This is a genomic window from Bartonella ancashensis (genome assembly GCF_001281405.1).
Taxonomy (GTDB): Bacteria; Pseudomonadota; Alphaproteobacteria; order Rhizobiales; family Rhizobiaceae; genus Bartonella; species Bartonella ancashensis.
In genome coordinates this window covers 453,247-475,840 of the sequence record NZ_CP010401.1, presented here as the reverse complement: position 1 = coordinate 475,840, position 22,594 = coordinate 453,247, and the positions used below count along the sequence as shown (strand labels likewise).

The window sequence follows — 22,594 nt, the reverse complement described above, 5'->3', positions numbered from 1 at the left end:
GAAAGTTTTCCTATTCAGACTGCACTCGATTTAAATTGTTTGGCAATCAATTTATTGCCATCGTTGCCGATAATGAGTGCTTGGACAATTGTTCCAGCTTTAACACCCTTAATGTGCGCTAGAGTATAATCTTCTGTTCGCCCGATGTCATCTTTTTCGACCAAGATTATTTGTTTGCTGTTTTGTAAATGATCAAGGTGTTTCTTGTATGCCTGTCTACCTGCTTCGCGTAATTTTTCTGCACGAATTTTTATTATTTCACGACTAACTTGTGGCATGCGTGCTGCAGGCGTTCCTTTTCTCGGGCTAAAAGGAAAAACATGAAGATGCGTCAGACCACAATCATGGATCAGATTCAAACTATTTTGAAACATTTCTTCTGTTTCTGTTGGAAAACCAGCTATTAAATCAGCACCATAAGTCATTGTAGGACGTTTAGAACGGAGATCTTGACAAAATTGGATTGCATTTTCGCGCAGATGTCTACGTTTCATTCGTTTTAAAATCATGTTGTCTCCTGCCTGTAAAGATAAATGCAAGTGCGGCATTACCCTTTTTTCGTAGGCTAAAAGATCTGTTAATTCTTGGTCTGCTTCGATAGAATCTATCGATGAAAGATGCAATCGTGGTAGATCAGGAACGTGATGTAAAATGGCCGCGGTCAATTTTCCTAATGTTGTTTTTCCTGGCAAATTAGAGCCATAACTTGTGAGATCAACACCTGTTAGAACAACTTCTTGAACACCACTATCTACGAGGTGTTTAATCTGTTCGATGATGGTTCCCATGGGAACAGAACGTGATGGTCCGCGTCCGTAAGGGATGATGCAAAATGTACAGCGATGATCGCATCCATTTTGTATTTGCACAAAGGCACGGGTGCGACCTTCTATTCCATTAATCATGTGAGGGGCATTGTTACGCACCTCCATGATGTCGTTAACACGAATTTTTTCATCTTGATTTGTGCCAAAGTCAGGAAATTGACAGTAAGAGCTGGTGTGAAGTTTGTCTTCATTTCCGAGTATTAGGTCAACTTCTTTCATAGAAGCAAAATTGTCTGGTTCTGTTTGTGCAGCACATCCTGTAACAATGACGCGAGCATGAGGATTTTCGCGCTTTGCTTTTCTAATAGCTTGTTTAGCCTGTCGCACAGCTTCAGCAGTGACGGCACAGGTATTAAAAATGATAGCACCATCTTTAAGTTCACTGAGACCAGCAGAAGTACTTTTTTGTCGTATCACTTCTGCTTCATAACTATTGAGGCGACAGCCAAAAGTTACAATTTTTACTGCCATTGAAGAGGATCCTTTTTATACGTTCCAGTCAAAGGATTTAGAAAACCACTGAATTCATGTTCTGTCGGACCAGTCATGATAATATGCCCATCATCTCTGTAAAAAATAGAAAGCACTCCTCCCGGCAAGTTAGCGTCTACAGAGCGTTCTATAAGTCCTCGTCGATAAGCAGCAACTGTGCTAGCACACGCAGCGCTTCCACACGCTTGTGTTAGTCCAGCACCTCGTTCCCATGTTCGTATAGCTAAACTTTTTTTAGACATTACATGGACAACAGAAATATTACATCGATCCAAAAATAGAGAATCATATTCTAGCTGTTTTCCATATTTTTCCAGCGGAATCTGTTGAATATTATTTTCGACAAAAAAAATGGCATGAAGATTTCCAACAGATACAAGACTAGCCTCTTTTAAAGGGCCAGCTGTGATATCTACGTTATCTATATCAATTATCTTACGTGAAAGGGGCATGTCTTCTACTTTGAGATTTGGAAGACCCATATCAACAGAGATAAGGCCATTAGTTTGGCGTTCTCCTTCAATAAGTCCTGCGGGTGTTTCTAGTCGAAAACAATTACCAAGATGGTTATTTGCTAACCATTCAATGACGCAGCGTATCCCATTACCGCAAGTTTTTGCTTTTGAACCATCAGAATTCCAAATTTCAATATGAAAATCGCCTTTTTCTTGAATTGGCAGATGAATAGCCATAATTTGATCAAAAGCTGTTTGAGGATTTGAAGATAATGTTAAAATTGCTTGTGGTGTAATATTGTGTGTACTCTTACGCAAATCGGCAACAATAATGCGATTTCCAAGACCATTCATTTTGCTGAAAGGAATTTTCATAAAATTTCTCTATTTAAGTGATGCCTTATATGGGATATATGACTGAAAAATTTTCAAACTTCCAGTATTTTGTAGAAGAGCTATTGTAGGAGCTTTTGTCATTTTAAAATAATTATTAGCATTCTGTTCCTATATTTCCTATTTGTTAATCTATTTTAGCAAACATCAAAGGTGCTTGCTGTTGTTGGTAAGAAGAAGGTAAGAGTATGGTAATGTCAAGAAGCTTATTTTTAGTCATATTCTCAATGATTGTTGTTTTAAGTGGTTGTTCTATACCACGGTTTGGGGATAACAATTTGAACAGTGAGTCACCGTATGTTATTTACTCAACTAAAGGAATACAGGAACGTGAGGTGGTGTTTGATTCACAAATGTCAGATGCGAGTACTTCTTTAGACAGTGAAGAGGGAAACCTTGACGATTTAGAACAAATGGTAAATTTTGAAATACCGAGTTATGCAATCAACTTATCACCTGCAAACATCGCCGGTGTGTGGATTCTTTCTATAGGGGGTAGTGTATGTCGGGTTGCAACGCCGCAAACAAAATCTGGTCAAGGATATCGTGCTTTTCCTTTGTCATGTCCGAAGATCTTCTCTAAGGTTAATTCATGGGCTGTTTCAGGAAAAAAGTTGTATTTTTATGATGATTCGGGGAAGGTTGTTGCCGCTTTTTATTCTGCAAATGGAAGTCATTTTGCGGGGTATACATTTGACAATCAGGCGGTTCTTTTAAAGCGTTGAGATCATTTACAAGATGTCTATAAAAGTTGTGGATTTACTGTAGTACTCATTCCACGAGGAATGGTTTGAGGAGAAGGTTTATATGACTTTGGTTTCAACACGCTATGAGCAGTTGTTTTCTCAAGGAAAAATTGATTTTGATCAAGCTCAGTTGGCTTTAGCGAAGCATCTTGATCATTTGCTGCAAAATATATTTGAGCAAGATGTTTCATGGTTTTCGACCCTGATGAGCAGTTTTAAGAAAACAATACGTTCTTGTTTCCGCAATTCGAAGCAAGAAATGTCGAATGATTTTGCACAGGGAATATATATTTATGGCGAAGTAGGGCGGGGAAAAACTATGTTGATGGATCTGTTTTTTTCCTGTTTGCCGCAGATCCGTAAAAAGCGGGCTCATTTTGGTGATTTTATGAATGATGTTCATAAACGCATTGATATTTATCGTAAAAGATTTGAATCTGTAAAAGCTGAAAAAAGTGATCCTATTTTGGCTGTCGCAAAAGATTTTGCAAAAGAAGCACGTGTGCTCTGCTTTGATGAGTTTACGGTGACAGATATTGCAGACGCCATGATTCTTAGTCGCTTCATAACAGCTTTATTTGATCAAGGGGTTATTTTTGTTGCAACGTCAAATGTTGCTCCTGATGATCTCTATCATAATGGCTTAAATCGATTTCTCTTTTTACCGTTTATTCGAATTTTAAAAGAACGTGTGTCTGTTATTAATCTTGATGCAAAAACAGATTATCGTCTTGAAAAGCTAAATTCACAACAAATGTATGTGACATCATTAGGAGATGCTTCCGATTACTTTATGGATAAAGAATGGGCATTAGCTTTAGATGGAAAGAAAGAAATGCCTGATAATATAGCTGTTAAAGGACGTATTATTCGTGTATTTCGTTCTGGTGCTGGTTGTGCTCGCTTTGATTACCGAGATCTTTGCGTAAAGCCCTTAGCAGCCGCTGAATACTCGGCTTTAGGAGAACGTTACCATACAATTTTCATTGATAATGTTCCTGTGATGGATGATACGCTCCGCAATGAGACGAAACGATTTATTTTGCTGATTGATAGTCTTTATGATCGTCGTGTAAGGTTATTTATGTCAACGGAAACAGAATTAAATGGCTTATACAGAGTACGTTCGAAAACGACAGAGACGTTTGAGTTTCAAAGAACACAGTCACGTCTTTTTGAAATGCAAAGTCAAGACTATTTAAGCAGCTGGGCGAAACGATTTTTAAAGTAAAAAGGAAAAGTTTTCCCTATTGATCTCATGTAGATTACTAACATTATAGTATTTTAAGTTTATAGAGCATATGTAATAATTATGTTGTATTTTTTAGTTTTTTAGTTCGTCTTATCAGTTAAAGTGTGGTAGGTTTCATTGCTGTAAGGAATTTTGCATTTTAGTAAAAGGCTTGAATAAGTTTTGTTCTTTTCTATTAGTAATAATCGTTTGTATTAGATTTTAGAAAATATGCAGGATGTTGATGCGGGGCTTTTTATGTGTGATTATCCGGTAAAAGTTTAGGGAGAAAAAAATGAAACGAAGAAAAATAGCTCTTATTGGTTCAGGTATGATTGGGGGTACATTAGCTCATATGATAGGACTTAAAGAGCTTGGTGATGTTGTTTTGTTTGATATTACAGAAGGTGTATCGCGGGGTAAGGCTCTAGATATTGCTGAATCTTCGCCGGTTGATGGTTTTGACGTTGGTTTAATGGGAACTCACACTTACGAAGCTATTGAGGGAGCTGATGTTGTTATTGTAACTGCAGGTATTGCACGTAAACCTGGCATGAGTCGTGATGACCTTTTAAATGTTAATTTAAAGGTTATGGAGCAAGTCGGTGCCGGTATTAAGAGATATGCATCTTCGGCATTTGTCATTTGTGTTACTAATCCTCTTGATGCGATGGTATGGGCTTTGCAGAAGTTTTCAGGTTTGCCTGCACATAAAGTTGTTGGGATGGCAGGTGTTCTTGATTCGGCACGGTTTCGTTACTTTTTATCTGAGGAATTGAATGTTTCTGTTAAAGATGTGACGGCATTTGTTTTAGGAGGACATGGTGCCACCATGGTGCCACTCGTGCGTTATTCGACAGTAAGTGGTATTCCTTTGCCTGATCTTGTAAAGATGGGTTGGATAACTCAGGAAAAAATAGATCAGCTTGTTCAGCGTACACGTGATGGTGGTGCGGAAATAGTTGGTTTATTAAAAACAGGTTCAGCTTTTTATGCGCCAGCATCTTCCGCTATTTCCATGGCGGAAGCTTATTTAAAAGACACTAAACGTGTGCTTCCTGTCGCTGCTCACCTTTCTGGTGAATATGGAGTTAAGGATGTGTATGTTGGTGTGCCTGTCGTTATTGGTTCTGGCGGTGTTGAACGAATATTAGAAATTAGTCTCAATGATGATGAAAAAAATGCTTTTGAAAAATCTGTAAATGCAGTACGAGAGCTTTGTAAGGTGTGTGTTACCATTGCACCCAGCCTTAAGTGAAGAATAAAATTCTGCTGATTGCAGTGGAGTGTTTAGATTGTGAGGTTTAATTGCGTTATTTGTGTAGTGAAGAGGGAAAGTGAATGAATATCCATGAATATCAGGCTAAACGTCTTCTTCATGAATATGGTGCGCCAGTTGCAAATGGTGTTGCCGTTTATTCTGTGGAGCAGGCTGAGAGGTGGGCAAAGAAATTACCTGGACCGCTTTATGTAGTAAAAAGCCAGATTCACGCAGGCGGTCGTGGTAAGGGAAAGTTTAAAGAACTTGATCCTGATGCAAAGGGAGGCGTTCGTCTTGCAAACTCAGTTGAAGAAGTTGTCGCCAATGTAAAAGAAATGCTTGGTAAATCTTTGGTCACGAAACAAACAGGTCCAGAGGGCAAGCAGGTTAATCGTCTTTATATTGAAGATGGTGCTGATATAGAAAAGGAGCTTTATCTTTCTCTTTTGGTTGATCGTGTAACGGGTCGCGTTGCTTTTGTTGTTTCAACAGAAGGGGGGATGGATATAGAAACTATTGCTGAAGAAACTCCGGAAAAAATAGTTACTCTTTCCATTGATCCAGTGCAGGGTGTAACCGATAAAGATTGTGAAAAACTTTGTGATGCCTTAAATTTGAGTGGTACTGCACGCACAGATGGTGAAAAACTTTTTCCGATCCTTTATAAAGCTTTTTGTGAAAAAGACATGAGTCTTCTTGAAATCAATCCGCTTATCATTATGAAAAATGGGAATTTGCGTGTTCTTGATGCAAAAGTTTCTTTTGATAATAATGCATTATTTAGACATTCAGATATTTTAGAATTGCGTGATATTTCAGAGGAAGATTCAAGGGAAATTGAGGCGTCAAAACACGGGCTTGCTTATATCGCCCTTGATGGCACAATTGGTTGCATGGTTAATGGCGCAGGTCTTGCTATGGCAACGATGGATATTATAAAGCTTTATGGGGCGGAGCCAGCTAATTTTCTTGATGTTGGCGGTGGTGCTTCGAAAGAAAAGGTTGCCTCAGCTTTCAAAATTATTACGGCTGATCCGAATGTCAAAGGAATCTTGGTCAACATTTTCGGTGGAATTATGCGCTGTGATGTTATTGCAGAGGGGGTAATTGCTGCCGTTAAGGAAGTTGGCTTGAAAGTACCCTTGGTTGTGCGTCTTGAAGGAACTAATGTTGAGCAGGGTAAGGCCATTATCAATGATAGTGGTTTAAATGTCATTTCTGCCGATGATTTGGATGATGCGGCTCAGAAAATTGTTGCTGCTGTAAAAGGAGCTTAATCTATGTCAATTCTTGTCGATAAGAATACAAAAGTTCTGGTTCAAGGCCTTACAGGCAAGACAGGAACTTTTCATACAGAACAAGCTCTTGCCTACCATGGTACCAAGATGGTTGGTGGTATTAACCCAAAAAAGGGAGGAGAAGTTTGGGAAGGAGCAAAAGGTGAAACTCTTCCTATTTTTGCCAGCGTTATGGAAGGTAAGGAAAAAACAGGCGCCAACGCTTCAGTTATTTACGTTCCCCCTGCAGGAGCTGCAGAGGCTATTATAGAAGCCATAGATGCTGAAATCGACCTCATTGTTTGTATCACTGAGGGTATACCGGTTATGGATATGGTTAAAGTTAAGGCAAGATTAGAAAAGTCGAGGTCGCGTTTGGTCGGGCCTAATTGTCCAGGTGTTCTGACTCCTCATGAATGTAAGATTGGTATCATGCCAGGTTCTATTTTCAAAAAAGGATCTGTTGGTGTCGTTTCTCGCTCAGGGACCTTGATTTACGAAGCAGTTTTTCAAACAAGTTATGAAGGTTTAGGGCAAACGACAGCTGTTGGTATTGGTGGTGATCCTGTCAAAGGAACAGAGTTCATTGATGTGCTGGAGATGTTCTTGGCGGACGATGAAACTGAGTCAATCGTTATGATTGGTGAAATTGGTGGTTCTGCAGAAGAAGATGCTGTACAGTTCCTCGCGGATGAAGCCAAAAAGGGACGTAAAAAACCGGTAGTTGGATTTGTTGCTGGTCGTACAGCTCCTCCGGGACGCACGATGGGGCATGCTGGTGCTGTAATTTCTGGCGGTAAAGGCGGAGCAGAGGATAAGATAGCAGCAATGGAGTCCGCTGGTATTCATGTTTCTCCCTCTCCATCACAATTGGGTAAAACATTAGTCTCGGTTTTGAAGGGGTAAAAACATAATTTAAGGGTTACCAGCCCACCTTTAAGTAGTTTATGATAGAGTTGAAGCCCTTCGATTTTTTAACGTTTTTGTTAAAAGATAGTGTGAGTACATCAGGGAGACGGAGCATGTGTTCCGAAAGGATATATGGCGAAGCAAGATAAGATAAATGATCTTTTTGCTCAAACATCGTTTTTATACGGTGGAAATGCAAATTACATAAGCCAGCTTTATGCCGAATATGAGAAAAATCCTTCTAGTGTTGATCTGGAATGGCGCTCTTTTTTTGAAAGTGTAGAGGATAACAAAGAGGATGTTTTCAAAAATGCTACGGGTGCATCTTGGCGGCGTGATCATTGGCCTTTGAAGGAAAGTGGAGAATTAGTTTCTGCTTTAGATGGTGATTGGCCTGTTCTTGAAAAGCATTTCAATGATAAATTGAAAGAAAAAGCGACGGTTGCTGCTGTATCGAAAGAGAAAGGGACACTTTCTTCCCAACAAGATATTATCCAGGCAACTCGTGATTCAGTTAACGCTTTAATGATGATCCGTGCTTTTCGTACTCACGGACATCTTCATGCACATCTTGATCCACTTCAACGGGCAGAAAAATTAGAAGATTATGAAGAACTATCCCCAAAGACTTATGGCTTTGGTCCTAGTGATTATGATCGACCTATTTTTATTGATAACGTTCTGGGACTAGAATACGCAACTATTCCTCAAATTCTTGAAATTCTTAATCGTGTTTATTTCTCAACGATCGGGGTAGAATATATGCATATTTCTGACCCTATGCAAAGAGCTTGGATCCAGGAGCGTATTGAAAAAACAGATAGAAAAAGCGTCTTTTCCAAAGAAGATAGAAGGGCTATTTTTGATAAACTTGTTGAAGCAGAAGGTTTTGAACAGTTTCTGGATAAGAAATATAAGGGGGCAAAGCGTTTTGGCCTTGATGGTGGTGAGGCGCTCATTCCTGCTCTCGAAAAACTTATCAGATGTGGCAGCTCTCTTGGTGTGCAAGAAGTTATTATTGGAATGGCTCATCGTGGTCGTCTAAATGTTCTTTCGCAGATTCTGTCGAAATCACATAGAGCTATTTTTCATGAATTTAAAGGTGGCTCTTATAAACCTGATGACGTTGAAGGTTCCGGTGATGTAAAATATCATTTAGGGGCGTCTGTGGATCGTGAATTTGACGGTAAAATGGTCCATTTGTCACTTTTATCCAATCCTTCACATTTGGAAATTGTGAATCCGGTTGTTATTGGGAAAGCGCGTGCTAAGCAGGATCAGCTTGCAGGACCAACACGTACTAAGCCTATTCCATTGGCAGAACGTTCGAAAGTAATTCCGTTGTTAATTCATGGTGATGCGGCGTTTGCAGGACAGGGAGTTCTTCAAGAAACTTTTGGTCTTTCGGGTTTAGAAGGATATTGTGTTGCTGGTTCTATTCATATAATCATTAATAATCAGATTGGGTTCACAACGAATCCTTGTTTATCACGATCCTCGTCTTATCCATCTGATGTCGCAAAAATGATTAGTGCTCCTGTCTTTCATGTGAATGGGGATGATCCTGAAGCTGTTGTTTTTGTCGTAAAAATGGCAACAGAGTTTCGTCAGACTTTTCATAAGCCAGTCGTAATTGATATGTTTTGTTATCGCCGTTATGGGCATAATGAGGGCGATGAACCTTCATTTACGCAACCTCTCATGTATAAAGCAATCCGCAATCATAAAACGGTTGTTCAGATTTATGGTGATCAATTAACCAAGGAAGGAGTAATTGGTCCGGAAGAAATTGAGAAAAAGAAGAAAGTATGGTGCGATAAGCTGGAAGTTGAATTTGAAGCTGGAAATTCTTATAAAGTAGATAAAGCTGATTGGCTTGGTGGAAAGTGGACGGGTCTTAAAGCTGCTAATAATGTTGATGAACAGCATACCGAGATAACAGGTGTAGAATTAAGTGTTTTAAAGAAAATCGGACAGGGTTTGGTTAAAATTCCATCAGATTTTCACGTTCATAAAACAGTTCAACGTTTTTTAAGTAATCGTGCTCGAATGTTTGAAACTGGGGAAGGATTTGACTGGGCAACGGCTGAAGCATTGGCTTTTGGTTCACTTTGTTTGGAGGGTGTCCCTGTGCGTCTTTCTGGTGAAGATGTTGAGCGTGGAACCTTTTCTCAGCGTCATTCAGTTCTTTATGATCAAGAAAGTGAAGCTCGTTTTGTCCCCTTAAATAACCTGCAAGAAGGACAAGCCATTTACGAGGCTGTGAATTCTATGCTTTCCGAAGAAGCTGTTCTTGGTTTTGAATATGGTTATTCACTTGCTGAGCCCCATAGCTTAACACTTTGGGAAGCACAATTTGGTGATTTTGCTAATGGTGCTCAGGTTATTTTTGATCAATTTATTTCATCTGCAGAACGTAAATGGCTTCGCATGTCTGGTCTTGTATGTTTATTACCGCATGGTTTTGAAGGACAAGGGCCAGAGCATTCCTCAGCGCGTTTGGAGCGTTATCTTCAACTTTGTGCAGAAGATAATATGCAGGTTGCTTATTGTACGACTCCCGCGAATTATTTTCACATTTTACGTCGACAAATTAGGCGTCCTTTTAGAAAACCGTTGATTTTAATGACACCAAAATCACTTTTACGTCATAAGAAAGCTGTTTCTTCTTTAAATGATATGGGATTGGGAACAGATTTTAATCGTTTATTGCTTGATGATGCAGAATTTTCCAAAGATTCTGCGATTACATTACAAAAAGATAGTAAAATTCGCCGTGTTGTTATCTGTACGGGGAAGGTTTACTATGATCTTTGTGAAGAGCGCGAAAAAAGAGGGATTAATGATATTTATCTGCTTCGTATCGAGCAGCTTTATCCTTTCCCTGCGAAAGCTTTGGTTAATGTGCTTTCTCGCTTCTTAAAGGCAGAAATAGTTTGGTGTCAAGAAGAGCCTAAGAATATGGGGGCTTGGTCTTTTGTTGAGCCTTATTTGGAATGGGTTTTAACTCATATTCATGCAAAATATTCCCGTGCACGTTATGCAGGACGTCCTGCAAGTGCATCACCAGCAGTTGGACTTGTGTCTAAACATCTCGAACAACTTGCCGCGTTTCTTGAGAGCGCGTTGGGTTCTTAAGTTAATTGTTACTCTGACGTATATGGAAAAATATTATGGCTACTGAAATTCGTGTTCCTCTTTTGGGCGAATCGGTTACTGAGGCAACCGTTGGCAAATGGTTTAAACAGTGTGGCGAGACCGTAGCTGTGGATGAGGCTTTAGTTGAACTAGAAACTGATAAAGTGACAGTTGAAGTTCCCTCTCCTGTTGCGGGAAAATTATCTGAAATTGTTGCAAAAGAAGGTGATACAGTTGAGCTCAAAGCTCTTCTGGGATTGGTTGAAGCTGGGGCTGCATCTCCATCATTAGCACCGTCTGCTCCTTCTGGGGCTAAATTGGGGATGCTTTCTGCATCAACTTCGGTGCTTTCAGAAAATTCAATGCCTCCCTCTCCTGCAGCAGCAAAGCTAATGGTTGAAAATGATTTGAAAAAAAGCGATATTGTGGGTTCTGGAAAACGGGGACAAATTCTTAAAGAAAATGTTCTTGGTGCGCTAGTACGGGGAAAAACAAAGGATACTTCTGTGTCTATTCCTACAACTGTATCTGTTGATGGAGTACGTGAAGAACGGGTTCGTATGACGAAGTTGCGTCAGACGATAGCACGTCGTCTTAAGGATGCACAAAATACAGCTGCGATGTTAACTACATTTAATGAAGTTGACATGTCTGCTGTTATGGATTTGCGCAAACGTTATAAGGATATCTTTGAAAAAAAGCATGCTGTTAAGCTTGGTTTCATGGGTTTTTTCACGAAAGCTGTTTGTCATGCATTAAAGGAACTTCCTGCTGTTAATGCAGAAATTGATGGAACAGATATTATTTATAAAAATTATGTCAATGCTGGAATAGCTGTTGGGACAGATAAGGGGCTTGTAGTTCCAGTTGTTCGTGATGCAGATCAGATGTCAATTGCAGAAATTGAAAAAGAAATTGGCCGTTTAGGGCGTTTGGCTCGTGATGGAAAATTAGCTGTAACAGATATGCAAGGCGGAACATTTACTATTACAAATGGTGGTGTTTACGGGTCTTTGATGTCGACACCAATTTTGAATGCACCGCAGTCTGGTATTTTAGGAATGCATGCAATTAAAGAGCGCGCAGTAGTTGTTGGGGGACAGATTGTCATTCGTCCAATGATGTATTTGGCACTTTCTTACGATCACCGCATTGTCGATGGGCAGGAAGCTGTCACTTTTCTTGTACGTGTTAAGGAGAGTTTGGAGGATCCAGAACGCCTTGTTCTTGATCTGTAAAATACGGTTTCGGTATGAAAGGAAAAGCCAATGTCTTATGATGTTGTTGTGATAGGGGCAGGTCCAGGAGGTTATGTTGCAGCGATTAAAGCAGCGCAATTAGGTTTAAAAACTGCTATCGTGGAAAAACGTGCAGCATTGGGGGGAACATGTCTTAATGTTGGTTGTATTCCTTCCAAGGCGTTGTTATATGCTTCAGAAGTATTTGCTGAAGCACAGCATGGCTTCGAGACACTTGGGATCTCTATTTCTAAGCCTGAGCTAAACCTTGAAAAGATGATGGCGCATAAAAGGTCCGTTGTGACAGCCAATACAAGTGGTATTTCTTTTCTAATGAAGAAAAATAAAATCGATGTCTTTTTGGGTATGGCTAAGATCTCGGGGACAAATCGAGTTGAAGTTGTAGCTAAGGATGGTAATCAACAAGTTATTGAAGCAAGAAACATTGTCATTGCAACAGGTTCAGATATTGCAACTATTCCAGGCATAGATGTAGAAATAGATGAGAAGATAATTGTATCTTCTACGGGAGCTTTATCCCTTGAAAAAGTTCCAAAACGTATGGTTGTGATTGGTGCTGGTGTTATCGGTTCGGAGCTTGGTTCGGTATGGAGTCGTCTGGGAACACAAGTCACGGTTGTTGAGTTTCTTGATAAAGTATTGGGATCAATAGATGGTGAAGTTTCACGGCAATTTCAAAAATTGATGGAAAGTCAAGGTATTGAATATAAACTTGGTGCTAAAGTGACAGCAGTCACACATTCTGCTTCTGGTGCTCAAGTCGTTTTTGAAGCTGTTAAAGGTGGTTTGAGTGAAACTTTAGAAGCTGATGTTGTTTTAATTGCCACGGGGCGTCGTCCTTATACAAACGATCTTGGTCTTGCAGAAATTGGTATTCAACTGGATGAACGTGGTTTTATCGCAGTTAATACGAGCTGGCAGACTAATATTCCAAATATTTATGCGATCGGTGACGTTATTAAAGATCCAATGTTAGCCCATAAAGCTGAAGAAGAGGGTGTAGCTGTAGCTGAAATTTTAGCTGGTCAGAAAGGACATGTTAACTTTGAAGTTATTCCTAGTGTTGTTTACACGCAGCCAGAGGTTGCTAGTGTAGGAAAAACAGAAGAAGAACTTAAGGCCGCTGGTATTCTCTATAATGTCGGCAAATTTCCATTCATGGCTAATGGGCGCGCACGTGCAATGCAAAAGAGTAGTGGATTTATTAAAATTCTTGCAGATAAGGAAACAGATCGTGTTTTAGGTGGACATATTCTTGGGTTTGGTGCTGGAGAGATGATCCATGAAATTGCTGTTTTAATGGAATTCGGTGGTTCATCAGAAGATTTGGGCCGTTGTTGCCATGCTCATCCTACTTTGTCGGAAGCTGTACGGGAAGCAGCTTTGGCAGCTTTTTCCAAGCCTCTTCACATTTAAATTAGGTGGTTACACGAAGCTGTGCGGAGTATTATTTTAAGGGAACCGTCTAAAAAGTTCAGCCTTCTTGTTAAGAGCAATAGATCAACAGGATTACCTACTTGAAAAGGTAATCCTGTTATTTTTCATGTAGTAAAGTTAGAATTCTAATTTTTTGTCTTTTCCTGCTTCTCTCACATGAGTTGATAGCCCCATGCTGTCAAGATATTTAAGGAAAGGGCGAGGTGGTAATTCTTCCACATTTGCCATCGTTTTAATATCCCATTCTCCGGTAGCAATGAGAAGGGCAGCGGCGACAGCTGGTACACCAGCCGTGTAAGATATTCCCTGTGCACCGGTTTCATTAAAGGCCTGCTTGTGATCGGTAATATTATAGATAAAAATCTCCCTCATATTTCCGTCTTTATTGCCTTTAATAAGATCGCCAATGCAAGTTTTTCCAGTGTAGTCTGGTGCTAAAGAGGCTGGATCAGGTAAAACAGCTTTTGTAACTTTTAAAGGAACAACTTCTTGACCTTCTGCGGTTTTAATAGGTTGCTCAGAGAGAAGACCAAGATTTTTTAGGACCGTAAAAACAGTGATGTATCGTTCGCCAAATCCCATCCAGAATCGAATATTTGGAACGTTGAGATTTTTAGATAGCGAATGTATCTCGTCATGCCCTGTCATATAAGCTTTCTGTTTACCAACGACAGGAAGATCCCATTCATGACTAATTTCAAACATTTTGTTAGAAACCCATTTTCTATTTTGCCATGACCATACCTGCCCTGTAAACTCTCTAAAATTTGTTTCTGGATCGAAGTTTGTAGCAAACCAACGTCCGTGATTTCCTGCGTTAATGTCAATAATATCGATATCAGAGATTGTATCAAAATAATTATCCTGAGCGAATGCAGCATAAGAATTAACTACGCCAGGATCAAAACCTGCTCCTAAAATGGCAGTTACTTCAGCTTTTTTGCATTCTTCGCGTCGTGGCCATTCGTAATTTCCATACCATGGTGGCGTTTCACAAATTTTCAGGGGATCTTCGTGGATTGCGGTATCAATATAGGCGCATTTAGTTTCGATACAGGCGGAGAGAACAGACATATTGGTAAAAGGAGAAGCAACATTGATAACAATTTCACACCTATTCTTTCGAATAAGTTGTATAGTTTCTGTTATGTTCATTGCATCAAGTGCGTGACCTTTTATAGTTTTTTCGACTTTGCTTGCTTGTTTATTTTTAACGGAAGTAATGATTGCCTCACATTTTGAAAGTGTTCGTGAAGCAATATGGATTTCACCAAGAATATCATTGTTTTTAGCACATTTATGTGCAATAACTTGTGCGACACCCCCGGCACCAATAATGAGAACATTTTTCTTCATTGAGGTCTCTCTCCTTTTAGTATTGCTTGCTGCATGATAACTTTTATTGTCTGTCACGACAGACTGCTTTGGTAATCGTTATAACTGAATTGACGTTGCAGAGTTAAAGTTCCATCAAGTTCTTTGATAACAATACTAGGCATTGTGATACCATTGAACCAATTTTTCTTAACCATTGTGTATCCTGCTGCATCTTGAAAAGATAGTCTATCACCTATTTTTAGAGAGTGGGGAAATTGGAATGTTCCAAAAATATCGCCAGCAAGACAAGATTTTCCACAAATCATAATTTCATGTGATCCTTGATTTGGTTGTAATTTTGCACTTTCCTGATAAATCAGCAGATCAAGCATATGGGCTTCTGTTGAACTATCGACGATAGCTATCTTTTTTTCGTTATACATTGTGTCGAGAACACTCACCTCTAATGTTGTGCTTTCTGTAATTGCAGCCTCTCCTGGTTCTAAAAAAATAGTGACGTTATAAGTTTCGGAAAAACGCTTTAAGCGTTCTGCAAATGCATGTAGAGGATAATTAGGGGCTGTAAAGTGGATTCCACCACCAAGGCTGACCCAATCAACTGAAAAAAATAGTTTTTTAAATTTTTCTTCAATATGATCTAACATTTGATTGAAAAGGTTAAAATCAGCGTTTTCACAATTATTGTGGATCATTAACCCATTAATGAAAGGTAAGATTTCTTCTATGGCATCTTGATTTGTTTCACCTAAACGACTGAAAGGACGTGAGGGATTTGCAAGATCAAAGTTTGATGCACTTATCCCTGGGTTTAGTCTTAGACCACGTGGAATCTTTTGTGTTGCATCAGAAAAATGCAAAAGTTGCTGAATTGAGTTAAAAATTATCTTATCTGCATAATGACATGCTTCATCTATTTCATGATCTGCCCAAGCAACGGAGTAAGCATGAGTTTCTTTGCTGAATTTTTCTTTGCCCAAACGTAATTCATAAAGAGACGATGATGTTGTTCCATCCATATATTTTGACATAAAATCAAAAAGACTCCATGTTGCAAAACATTTTAGAGCAAGCAAAATTTTGGCTCCTGACATTTCTCGTAAACGAACGATAATTTCCATATTTTTGATCAATTTGGATTTATCTATGAGATAATAAGGAGTTTTGATCATTGTTAATCCATTCTTTGGAAAAGCTTCATATCAACATTATTGTTTAGTAGTGATAGAAACATAATATCTCAAGAAGAAAAGTTCTCAAAAAGAATCTATTTGCCATTTGGTAAAAGACAAATTTTGTAGTCATGTTTTATTTTTATTGTTTTATCTTAATTCAACAAGAATAAGGCTTTAGAAATTGTAGTAAAATATGGAATATTTGATCATTTTAAAATTATGGAGATGATAGTTATAGTTCTTACGACAAAGAACTTTCTAGTGCTCAGAGCAGTATCAACAACTACCTCAATAAATGTAGATATTTTTTCCGCTGAAAGTAGACGAAATCTCTCATTTTATGGAGAGAATTTATATTCATTAAAATAATACTACTTATGAAAGGTTTTAACTATCATTAAAAGACTAAGAGGCAAGTAGAGAATAGAAAACCTTAATCATTGTGCATAGGATCATTTTTTTATGAAAGTGGTTATTTTGTTGAGGGTTACGGTGTTTTTAAGTTTTATTTAAATCTTATTATTGTAAGGATACAAAGATATAGGATACGGTGCTGTGTTTTACGTTTTATTTTTCAACGACCGTACCTTTGAAGTCAAATATGGAGTTTGAGGAATGGCAACACAGGGAGCAATGTTGATATTGCTGATTTTGCTTCCCTTTGGAGGAAGTGTTATCATTGGCTTTTTTCGTTCAACAGCTAAGAATAATGAAGCGTGGTTTGCAGGAGCTATTGCACTTTTTAGTCTCCTTTTTACGATCATGCTTTATCCGGCTGTTCGCGGAAATAATGTGGCTCGTTTGAATATTCCCTGGCTTCCAGAATGGGGCGTTGACATGACTTTGCGCATGGACGGTTTGTCATGGCTTTTTTGTCTTTTGATTACGGGTATAGGGTTACTTGTTGTTGTTTACGCGCGCTACTATATGGATCCAGCAGATCCAGTTCCTCGATTTTTTCTTTTTTCTTGCCTTTATGGGGTCGATGACAGGAATAGTCCTATCTGGAAATCTTGTTTTTTAGTAATTTTCTGGGAATTGACAAGTGTTTTTTCCTTTTTATTGATCGGTTATTGGTATCATAATGCTAGTGCTCGAGAGGGAGCACGTATGGCCTTAACTATTACAGGCTTTGGCGGTTTCGCACTCTTTATTGGTGTTTTGCTCATAGGTCATATCGTTGAAAGTTTTGATTTAGATATAATTCTACAATCTGGAGATTTGATACGATCCCATCCCCTTTATAATGCAGTGCTTATTTGTGTTTTGTTAGGAGGATTAACCAAAAGTGCACAGTTTCCTTTTCATTTTTGGCTTCCTAATGCAATGGCTGCTCCAACACCTGTATCGTCTTATCTTCATTCAGCAACAATGGTTAAAGCAGGTTTATTCTTACTTGTTCGTTTATGGCCAGTTTTATCAGGGACAGAATCTTGGTTTTTTCTCGTTGGTTTTGCTGGATTGACGACATTATTAATCGGAGCATATTTTTCAATGTTTCAGCATGATTTAAAGGGTTTGCTTGCCTATTCGACTATTAGTCATCTTGGTTTGATTACAACACTTTTGAGTCTTGGTAGTCCACTTGCATGTGTTGCAGCAATTTTTCATATGGCCAATCATGCGACCTTTAAAGCTTCTTTATTTATGGCCGCAGGTATCATCGATCATGAAACAGGCACACGTGATATGCGTAAATTAACAGGCCTTTTTCATTATATGCCTATTACAGGGACTCTTGCCCTAGTTGCAAGTGCAGCAATGGCAGGTGTTCCTTTGCTGAATGGTTTTTTATCAAAAGAAATGTTTTTTGCTGAAGCTGTTGAGACCCACATGGAATCATGGCTAGATCAGGTTGCACCTTATGTGGCAACGTTGGCAAGTTTGTTTAGTGTCACATATTCCGTACGTTTTATTCACGGTGTTTTTTGGGGTAAAAAACCTATAGATTTACCTAAAATACCTCGTGAGCCTCCTCGTTTTATGCGCTTTCCAATAGAATTTTTGGTTTTTATTTGTTTGGCAGTTGGTATTCTTCCGAATTTGACAATAGGATCTATTTTAGACAATGCAGTTGTTGCTGTTTTGGGGTCTGCTGCGCCTTCTTATAGTTTGGCTGTTTGGCACGGTTTTAATACACCATTGATTATGAGTTGTTTGGCGTTGTTAGGGGGTGTACTCCTCTACACTGTAGGACATCGTTATTTTTTATCATGTGAAGAAGGGCCTCCGTTCTTTCGCCATTTTAAAGGACAGCGTATTTTTGAGCGAATTCACGTGATTATTTCTTGGAAATGGGCGCGTGCGTTGGAATCTTTTTTATCAACACGTCGCTTACAACCTCAGTTACATTGGGTTGTTTATTTATGTTTTCTCTTTATTGCATTTTTGTTTTGGAATGATGGTTTGATCGTTCCTGGTGCGTTGCCACTTTTTCCGCCTGATCTTCCTTTTATTGTTCTTTGGTTGATTGGTGGGAGTTGTGCGCTCCTTGTTGCTTGGCAAGCGAAATTTCATCGGTTAGCATCATTGATGCTTTTAGGAGGAGCAGGTTTGACAACCTGCGCGACATTTTTGTGGCTTTCTGCACCTGATTTAGCTGTAACGCAACTAGTAGTCGAAATTGTAACAACAGTTCTTTTGCTTCTTGGTTTGCGATGGTTACCAAAACGTTATCACAATACTACTCAACCGCCGGACAATTTAACAGTATATATGCGTCGAGGATGCGATTTTATTATAGCATTAATTGGGGGGGCAGGTATGGCATGGTTCTCATTTGCCATGATGACACGCCCTCAAGGAACAACAATTTCTGATTTTTTCCTTACTCATTCATATTCTGCTGCTGGCGGTCGCAATGTCGTTAATGTGTTGCTAGTGGATTTTCGTGGTTTTGATACTATGGGAGAAATCGTTGTTTTAGGGATTGTTTCTTTAACTGTTTTTGCTCTTTTACGGCGTTTTCGTCCTGCTCCTGAAAGTATTGATGCGCCATTTCAACAACGTATGCAGATGGCTTTTGATACAGCACAACCTAACCGTAGAGCAGGAGATACTTTATCAGATTATCTGGCCATTCCTTCTGTTATGATGCATTGGTTCTTTCCTATTATCATTGCTTTTGCAATTTATCTCTTTATGCGTGGACATGATCTTCCAGGAGGTGGATTTGCTGGTGGTGTAACTTTAGCGATAGGATTTATTTTGCAATATCTTGTTGCAAACATTCGCTGGGTGGAAACTCATTTACGAGTTTTACCTCTGCGATGGATGGGTTTTGGTTTGTTATTATCGGTAGCGACAGGGATTGGTTCTTGGTTTTTTAAGTTCCCTTTTTTAACATCATCATTTCAATATGTAAGTTTTCCTTTTATTGGAAAAGTTCCTATAGCATCTGCATTTTTGTTTGATTTGGGTGTGTTTTCATTGGTTTTGGGAGCAACTGTTCTTATTTTGATTGCAATTGCCCACCAATCAATCCGTATTCACCGAGTTGGTAAGAAATTTGTAGATAAAGAGAAGGAAAATTAATGGAAATTATTCTTTCTTTAGGCATTGGTGTTTTTATTGGATCAGGGATTTGGCTTCTTTTACGTCCAAGAACTTTTCAGGTTATCCTTGGTTTATCATTAACTTCTTATGGTGTTAATCTGTTCATCTTTGCTATGGGCAGACCGCGTAGTAATGTAGCACCTATTGTGCCTCCTTCTGATATAGTGAATTTAACTAACTATGCTGATCCTTTACCACAGGCCTTGGTTTTAACAGCTATTGTGATTGGTTTTGCAACAACAGCTTTATTTTTGGTTATTCTTTTAGTTTTACGCGGTTTAACAGGTTCAGATCATGTTGATGGACGTGAGGTGAAGTAATGGATGTTTGGTTACGTCATTTGATTATTGTGCCTATTCTTTTACCGTTAATTACTGGAGCAACGCTCCTTTTTTACGAAGAACGTCGTTCAAAATTTAAATCACTCGTCGGTCTTATTTCTGCGAGTTCTTTGATTGTTGTTTCTGTTTTACTATTTGCACGTACTCTTGAAATTACACCAGCCACAGATGTTTATCATCTTGGTAACTGGCTTCCTCCCTTTGGTATTGTATTAGTTCTTGATCGTTTAAGTGTTATGATGCTTTTGCTATCAAGTTTATTAACCACAGCTGTGTTGGTTTTTGCGCGTGCTTATTGGTACAAGGCTGGTCCCCATTTTCAATCCCTGATGCAGTTTTTTATTATGGGGCTTAATGGCGTTTTCTTAACAGGTGATCTTTTTAATTTATTTGTATTTTTTGAAGTAATGTTAACAGCTTCCTATGGGCTTGGTTTACATGGTTCAGGACAGTCACGGGTGCGCGCAGGCATGCATTATATTGTGATTAATCTCGTTGCTTCATTATTTTTCTTAATCGGTTCAGCTTTGATTTATGGGGTTACTGGCACACTTAACATGGCTGATTTGGCTATTAAAATGCAGCATATAGCCAAAGAAGATGTTGTTTTATTTGAGATTGGCGCAGCATTTTTAGGAATCGTCTTTTTACTTAAGGCTGGTATGTGGCCTCTCAATTTTTGGTTAACACCAATTTATAGTGCAGCTGCCGCCCCTGTGAGTGCTGCTTTCGCAATTCTAAGTAAAGTTGGTATCTATGTTATTTTGCGTTTAACACTTTTATGGTTTGGTTCTGAGGATGGGTATTTTACTCATTTTGGTCATATAGTTCTTTTCTATGGGGGATTAGCTACTTTGGTTTTTGGTATCACCGGAGTACTAGCAAGTCAGGTTGTGGGGCGTTTAGCAGCTTATAGTGTTCTTGTGTCTTCTGGTATTTTATTAACAGCGATTGGAATGGGTAATCAAGCTCTTATATCAGGGGCACTTTTTTATATTGTATCTTCAACTTTGACACTTGGTGCTTTTTTTCTTTTGGCAGAACTTGTGGAGTGCAACAAAGATATGTCTCCTAATGTTTTGGCTGTTACAATGGAAGTATATGGTGAAGAAGATGAAGAAGAAGATGAAGTTGGTACTTATTTGCCAGCAACTTTAGCAATTCTTGGATCTTGTTTTGCTGTCTGTACGATTCTCATTGTTGGACTACCACCTTTTTCTGGTTTCGTTGCAAAATTTATGATGCTTGTAGCTATTTTTAATTTAAGTGAAAGCAATTCATCGTCTTATATGTTAGCTACGCGTGATTGGATTGTGGCTATTTTAGTTATTATTTCTGGTTTTGCTGCCTTGATTGCAATGGTGCGAACGGGGATTCGAATATTTTGGGCCTCTCTTGAGGGAAGAGAACTATGTGCACAGGTGATCGAGTTTGCACCTATAGCAGCTCTTCTTACTTTATGTTTAATGATGACTATTATGGCGGGTCCTGTGGGTAGTTATATGTCTGAAACTGCTAAAATCTTGCACAACCCTCAGAACTATATCGGAAGTGTCTTAACTGACTTACCTTTAAAAATTCCAGGAAAAAAACCATGAAGTGCTTTTTGCCTTACCCTTTTTTAAGTAGTGGAATTATTTTAATGTGGCTGCTTTTAAGCGGTTTTAGTATGGGCCAATTTTTTGTGGGAACTGCAGTTGCTTTACTGGGAGGGTGGATGATGCGGTTCCTTGAGCCAGAAACCATCAGGGTTAAAAATTGGAACCCTTTTTTTCGATTGCTTTATCGGATTTTTGTTGATTCAATTACCTCAAATATTGCTGTTGCTTGGTTTATTCTTACAAAAAAGCATTCAGAACAACAGTCTGGTTTCGTTGTTGTGCCCCTCTCTCTTAAAAATCGCACATCTTTGGCTATTTTAGCATGCATTTTATCTGCGGTTCCAGGAACTATCTGGGTTGCATATAATAGCAAAAATAATAAACTTTTGATCCACGTTCTTAATTTAAATGATGGAAATAACTATCCACAATTCATCAAGCAACGTTATGAGCAATTGCTTTTGGAGATTTTTTCATGAGTATGGTGATTCTTTATTGGAGTATGTTTATCTCTCAAGTTTTTTTAAGTTTGGCGATGATTTTCGCGGTCTTTCGTTTGATTCGCGGACCAAGAGCACAGGATCGTATCATGGGTTTAGACACCTTTTATATGACAGCTATTTTTTTATTTCTTGTGTTTGATATTCGTTCAAGAACAAATATTTACTTTGAAGTTGCCCTTATTATTGGGTTATTAGGTCCTATCTCAAGTATCGCTTTAGCAAAATTTTTAATGCGTGGGGAAATTATTGAATGAATGACGATGTACCGCTCTTATTTGCTATTATCATTGCCATTTTCCTTATTATAGGATCTGGCCTTACTCTTATTGGAACGATAGGTCTAATTCGTTTTTCTACTTTTTATGATCGTCTTCACACACCTTCGCTTGGTGCAAGTTGGGGAGCTATTAGTATTGCTACTGCATCACTTTTCTACTCAATATTTGTAGATCATCAGTTGATTTTTCACGAAGTATTATTAGTAGTATTTTTGCTTATGACAATACCAATAACGTCAATGCTTTTATCACAAGCCGCAGCTTACCGGGATCCTCCAAAGGGGTGGCAAGAAAAACCACCCACTTTTCTAATTCATCAACAAGAGCAAGAAAGAACTAAATTGAAAACAAAAAAGCTCGATTGAAGCGCAAAGAGCTCTT

18 protein-coding genes are annotated in these 22,594 nt (G+C 38.7%); 14 read left to right on the top strand and 4 right to left on the bottom strand.

Annotated features, from left to right (window positions below; genetic code table 11):
• Positions 1-14 precede the first annotated feature (14 nt).
• Together mtaB and dapF are read right to left on the bottom strand one after the other, a co-directional pair.
• The gene (gene mtaB / locus PU02_RS02085) at positions 15-1,298 is read right to left on the bottom strand and encodes a tRNA (N(6)-L-threonylcarbamoyladenosine(37)-C(2))-methylthiotransferase MtaB (protein ID WP_053943867.1); all 1,284 of its coding nucleotides are present in this window, start codon (positions 1,296-1,298) and stop codon (positions 15-17) included.
• Positions 1,289-2,149 carry a diaminopimelate epimerase gene (gene dapF, locus PU02_RS02080; protein WP_053943866.1) on the bottom strand — a complete coding sequence of 287 codons (861 nt, stop codon included), beginning with the start codon at positions 2,147-2,149 and terminating at the stop codon, positions 1,289-1,291. Before dapF ends, mtaB begins: the two co-directional genes overlap by 10 nt.
• Before the next feature lie 212 nt (positions 2,150-2,361).
• Between dapF and PU02_RS02075 the strand changes: the two genes are divergently transcribed.
• The 8 genes from PU02_RS02075 (at position 2,362) to lpdA (ending at position 13,404) form a co-directional block, all read left to right on the top strand.
• Positions 2,362-2,892 carry an AprI/Inh family metalloprotease inhibitor gene (locus tag PU02_RS02075; RefSeq protein WP_236824022.1) on the top strand — a complete coding sequence of 177 codons (531 nt, stop codon included), beginning with the start codon at positions 2,362-2,364 and terminating at the stop codon, positions 2,890-2,892.
• An 82-nt stretch (positions 2,893-2,974) separates the two neighbouring features.
• Positions 2,975-4,144 (top strand): cell division protein ZapE, encoded by a 1,170-nt coding sequence (zapE, locus tag PU02_RS02070; protein WP_053943864.1) that lies wholly within the window; start codon positions 2,975-2,977, stop codon positions 4,142-4,144.
• Between the two features lie 295 nt (positions 4,145-4,439).
• A complete protein-coding gene (gene mdh / locus PU02_RS02065; RefSeq protein ID WP_053943863.1) occupies positions 4,440-5,402 on the top strand; it encodes a malate dehydrogenase in 963 nt (320 codons plus the stop codon).
• Between the two features lie 83 nt (positions 5,403-5,485).
• The gene (gene sucC / locus PU02_RS02060) at positions 5,486-6,682 is read left to right on the top strand and encodes an ADP-forming succinate--CoA ligase subunit beta (RefSeq protein ID WP_053943862.1); all 1,197 of its coding nucleotides are present in this window, start codon (positions 5,486-5,488) and stop codon (positions 6,680-6,682) included.
• A 3-nt stretch (positions 6,683-6,685) separates the two neighbouring features.
• Positions 6,686-7,588 (top strand): succinate--CoA ligase subunit alpha, encoded by a 903-nt coding sequence (gene sucD / locus PU02_RS02055; RefSeq protein WP_053943861.1) that lies wholly within the window; start codon positions 6,686-6,688, stop codon positions 7,586-7,588.
• A gap of 135 nt (positions 7,589-7,723) precedes the next feature.
• Positions 7,724-10,729 carry a 2-oxoglutarate dehydrogenase E1 component gene (locus PU02_RS02050; RefSeq protein ID WP_053943860.1) on the top strand — a complete coding sequence of 1,002 codons (3,006 nt, stop codon included), beginning with the start codon at positions 7,724-7,726 and terminating at the stop codon, positions 10,727-10,729.
• Between the two features lie 35 nt (positions 10,730-10,764).
• Positions 10,765-11,967 carry a 2-oxoglutarate dehydrogenase complex dihydrolipoyllysine-residue succinyltransferase gene (gene odhB, locus PU02_RS02045; RefSeq protein ID WP_053943859.1) on the top strand — a complete coding sequence of 401 codons (1,203 nt, stop codon included), beginning with the start codon at positions 10,765-10,767 and terminating at the stop codon, positions 11,965-11,967.
• A 30-nt stretch (positions 11,968-11,997) separates the two neighbouring features.
• Positions 11,998-13,404 carry a dihydrolipoyl dehydrogenase gene (gene lpdA, locus PU02_RS02040; RefSeq protein ID WP_053943858.1) on the top strand — a complete coding sequence of 469 codons (1,407 nt, stop codon included), beginning with the start codon at positions 11,998-12,000 and terminating at the stop codon, positions 13,402-13,404.
• A gap of 138 nt (positions 13,405-13,542) precedes the next feature.
• Here lpdA and PU02_RS02035 read toward each other — a convergent pair whose 3' ends face one another.
• Both PU02_RS02035 and PU02_RS02030 read right to left on the bottom strand, forming a co-directional pair.
• The gene (locus PU02_RS02035; protein WP_053943857.1) at positions 13,543-14,781 is read right to left on the bottom strand and encodes a saccharopine dehydrogenase family protein; all 1,239 of its coding nucleotides are present in this window, start codon (positions 14,779-14,781) and stop codon (positions 13,543-13,545) included.
• A gap of 53 nt (positions 14,782-14,834) precedes the next feature.
• On the bottom strand, positions 14,835-15,932 hold the full coding sequence (locus PU02_RS02030) for a carboxynorspermidine decarboxylase (protein ID WP_053943856.1): 1,098 nt from the start codon (positions 15,930-15,932) through the stop codon (positions 14,835-14,837).
• Between the two features lie 618 nt (positions 15,933-16,550).
• Between PU02_RS02030 and PU02_RS02025 the strand changes: the two genes are divergently transcribed.
• Genes PU02_RS02025 through mnhG form a run of 6 tightly spaced genes read left to right on the top strand, consistent with a single transcriptional unit; the run spans position 16,551 to position 22,578 of the window.
• A complete protein-coding gene (locus PU02_RS02025; protein WP_236824021.1) occupies positions 16,551-19,469 on the top strand; it encodes a monovalent cation/H+ antiporter subunit A in 2,919 nt (972 codons plus the stop codon).
• The gene (locus tag PU02_RS02020) at positions 19,469-19,810 is read left to right on the top strand and encodes a Na+/H+ antiporter subunit C (RefSeq protein WP_053943855.1); all 342 of its coding nucleotides are present in this window, start codon (positions 19,469-19,471) and stop codon (positions 19,808-19,810) included. The genes PU02_RS02025 and PU02_RS02020 overlap by 1 nt, the downstream gene beginning before the upstream one ends.
• The gene (locus tag PU02_RS02015) at positions 19,810-21,429 is read left to right on the top strand and encodes a monovalent cation/H+ antiporter subunit D (RefSeq protein WP_053943854.1); all 1,620 of its coding nucleotides are present in this window, start codon (positions 19,810-19,812) and stop codon (positions 21,427-21,429) included. The genes PU02_RS02020 and PU02_RS02015 overlap by 1 nt, the downstream gene beginning before the upstream one ends.
• On the top strand, positions 21,426-21,911 hold the full coding sequence (locus PU02_RS02010) for a Na+/H+ antiporter subunit E (protein ID WP_053943853.1): 486 nt from the start codon (positions 21,426-21,428) through the stop codon (positions 21,909-21,911). The genes PU02_RS02015 and PU02_RS02010 overlap by 4 nt, the downstream gene beginning before the upstream one ends.
• On the top strand, positions 21,908-22,189 hold the full coding sequence (locus PU02_RS02005; protein WP_053943852.1) for a K+/H+ antiporter subunit F: 282 nt from the start codon (positions 21,908-21,910) through the stop codon (positions 22,187-22,189). Before PU02_RS02010 ends, PU02_RS02005 begins: the two co-directional genes overlap by 4 nt.
• Complete coding sequence (mnhG, locus tag PU02_RS02000; protein ID WP_053943851.1) at positions 22,186-22,578, top strand: monovalent cation/H(+) antiporter subunit G; 393 nt, start codon at positions 22,186-22,188, stop codon at positions 22,576-22,578. Before PU02_RS02005 ends, mnhG begins: the two co-directional genes overlap by 4 nt.
• Positions 22,579-22,594 lie beyond the last annotated feature (16 nt).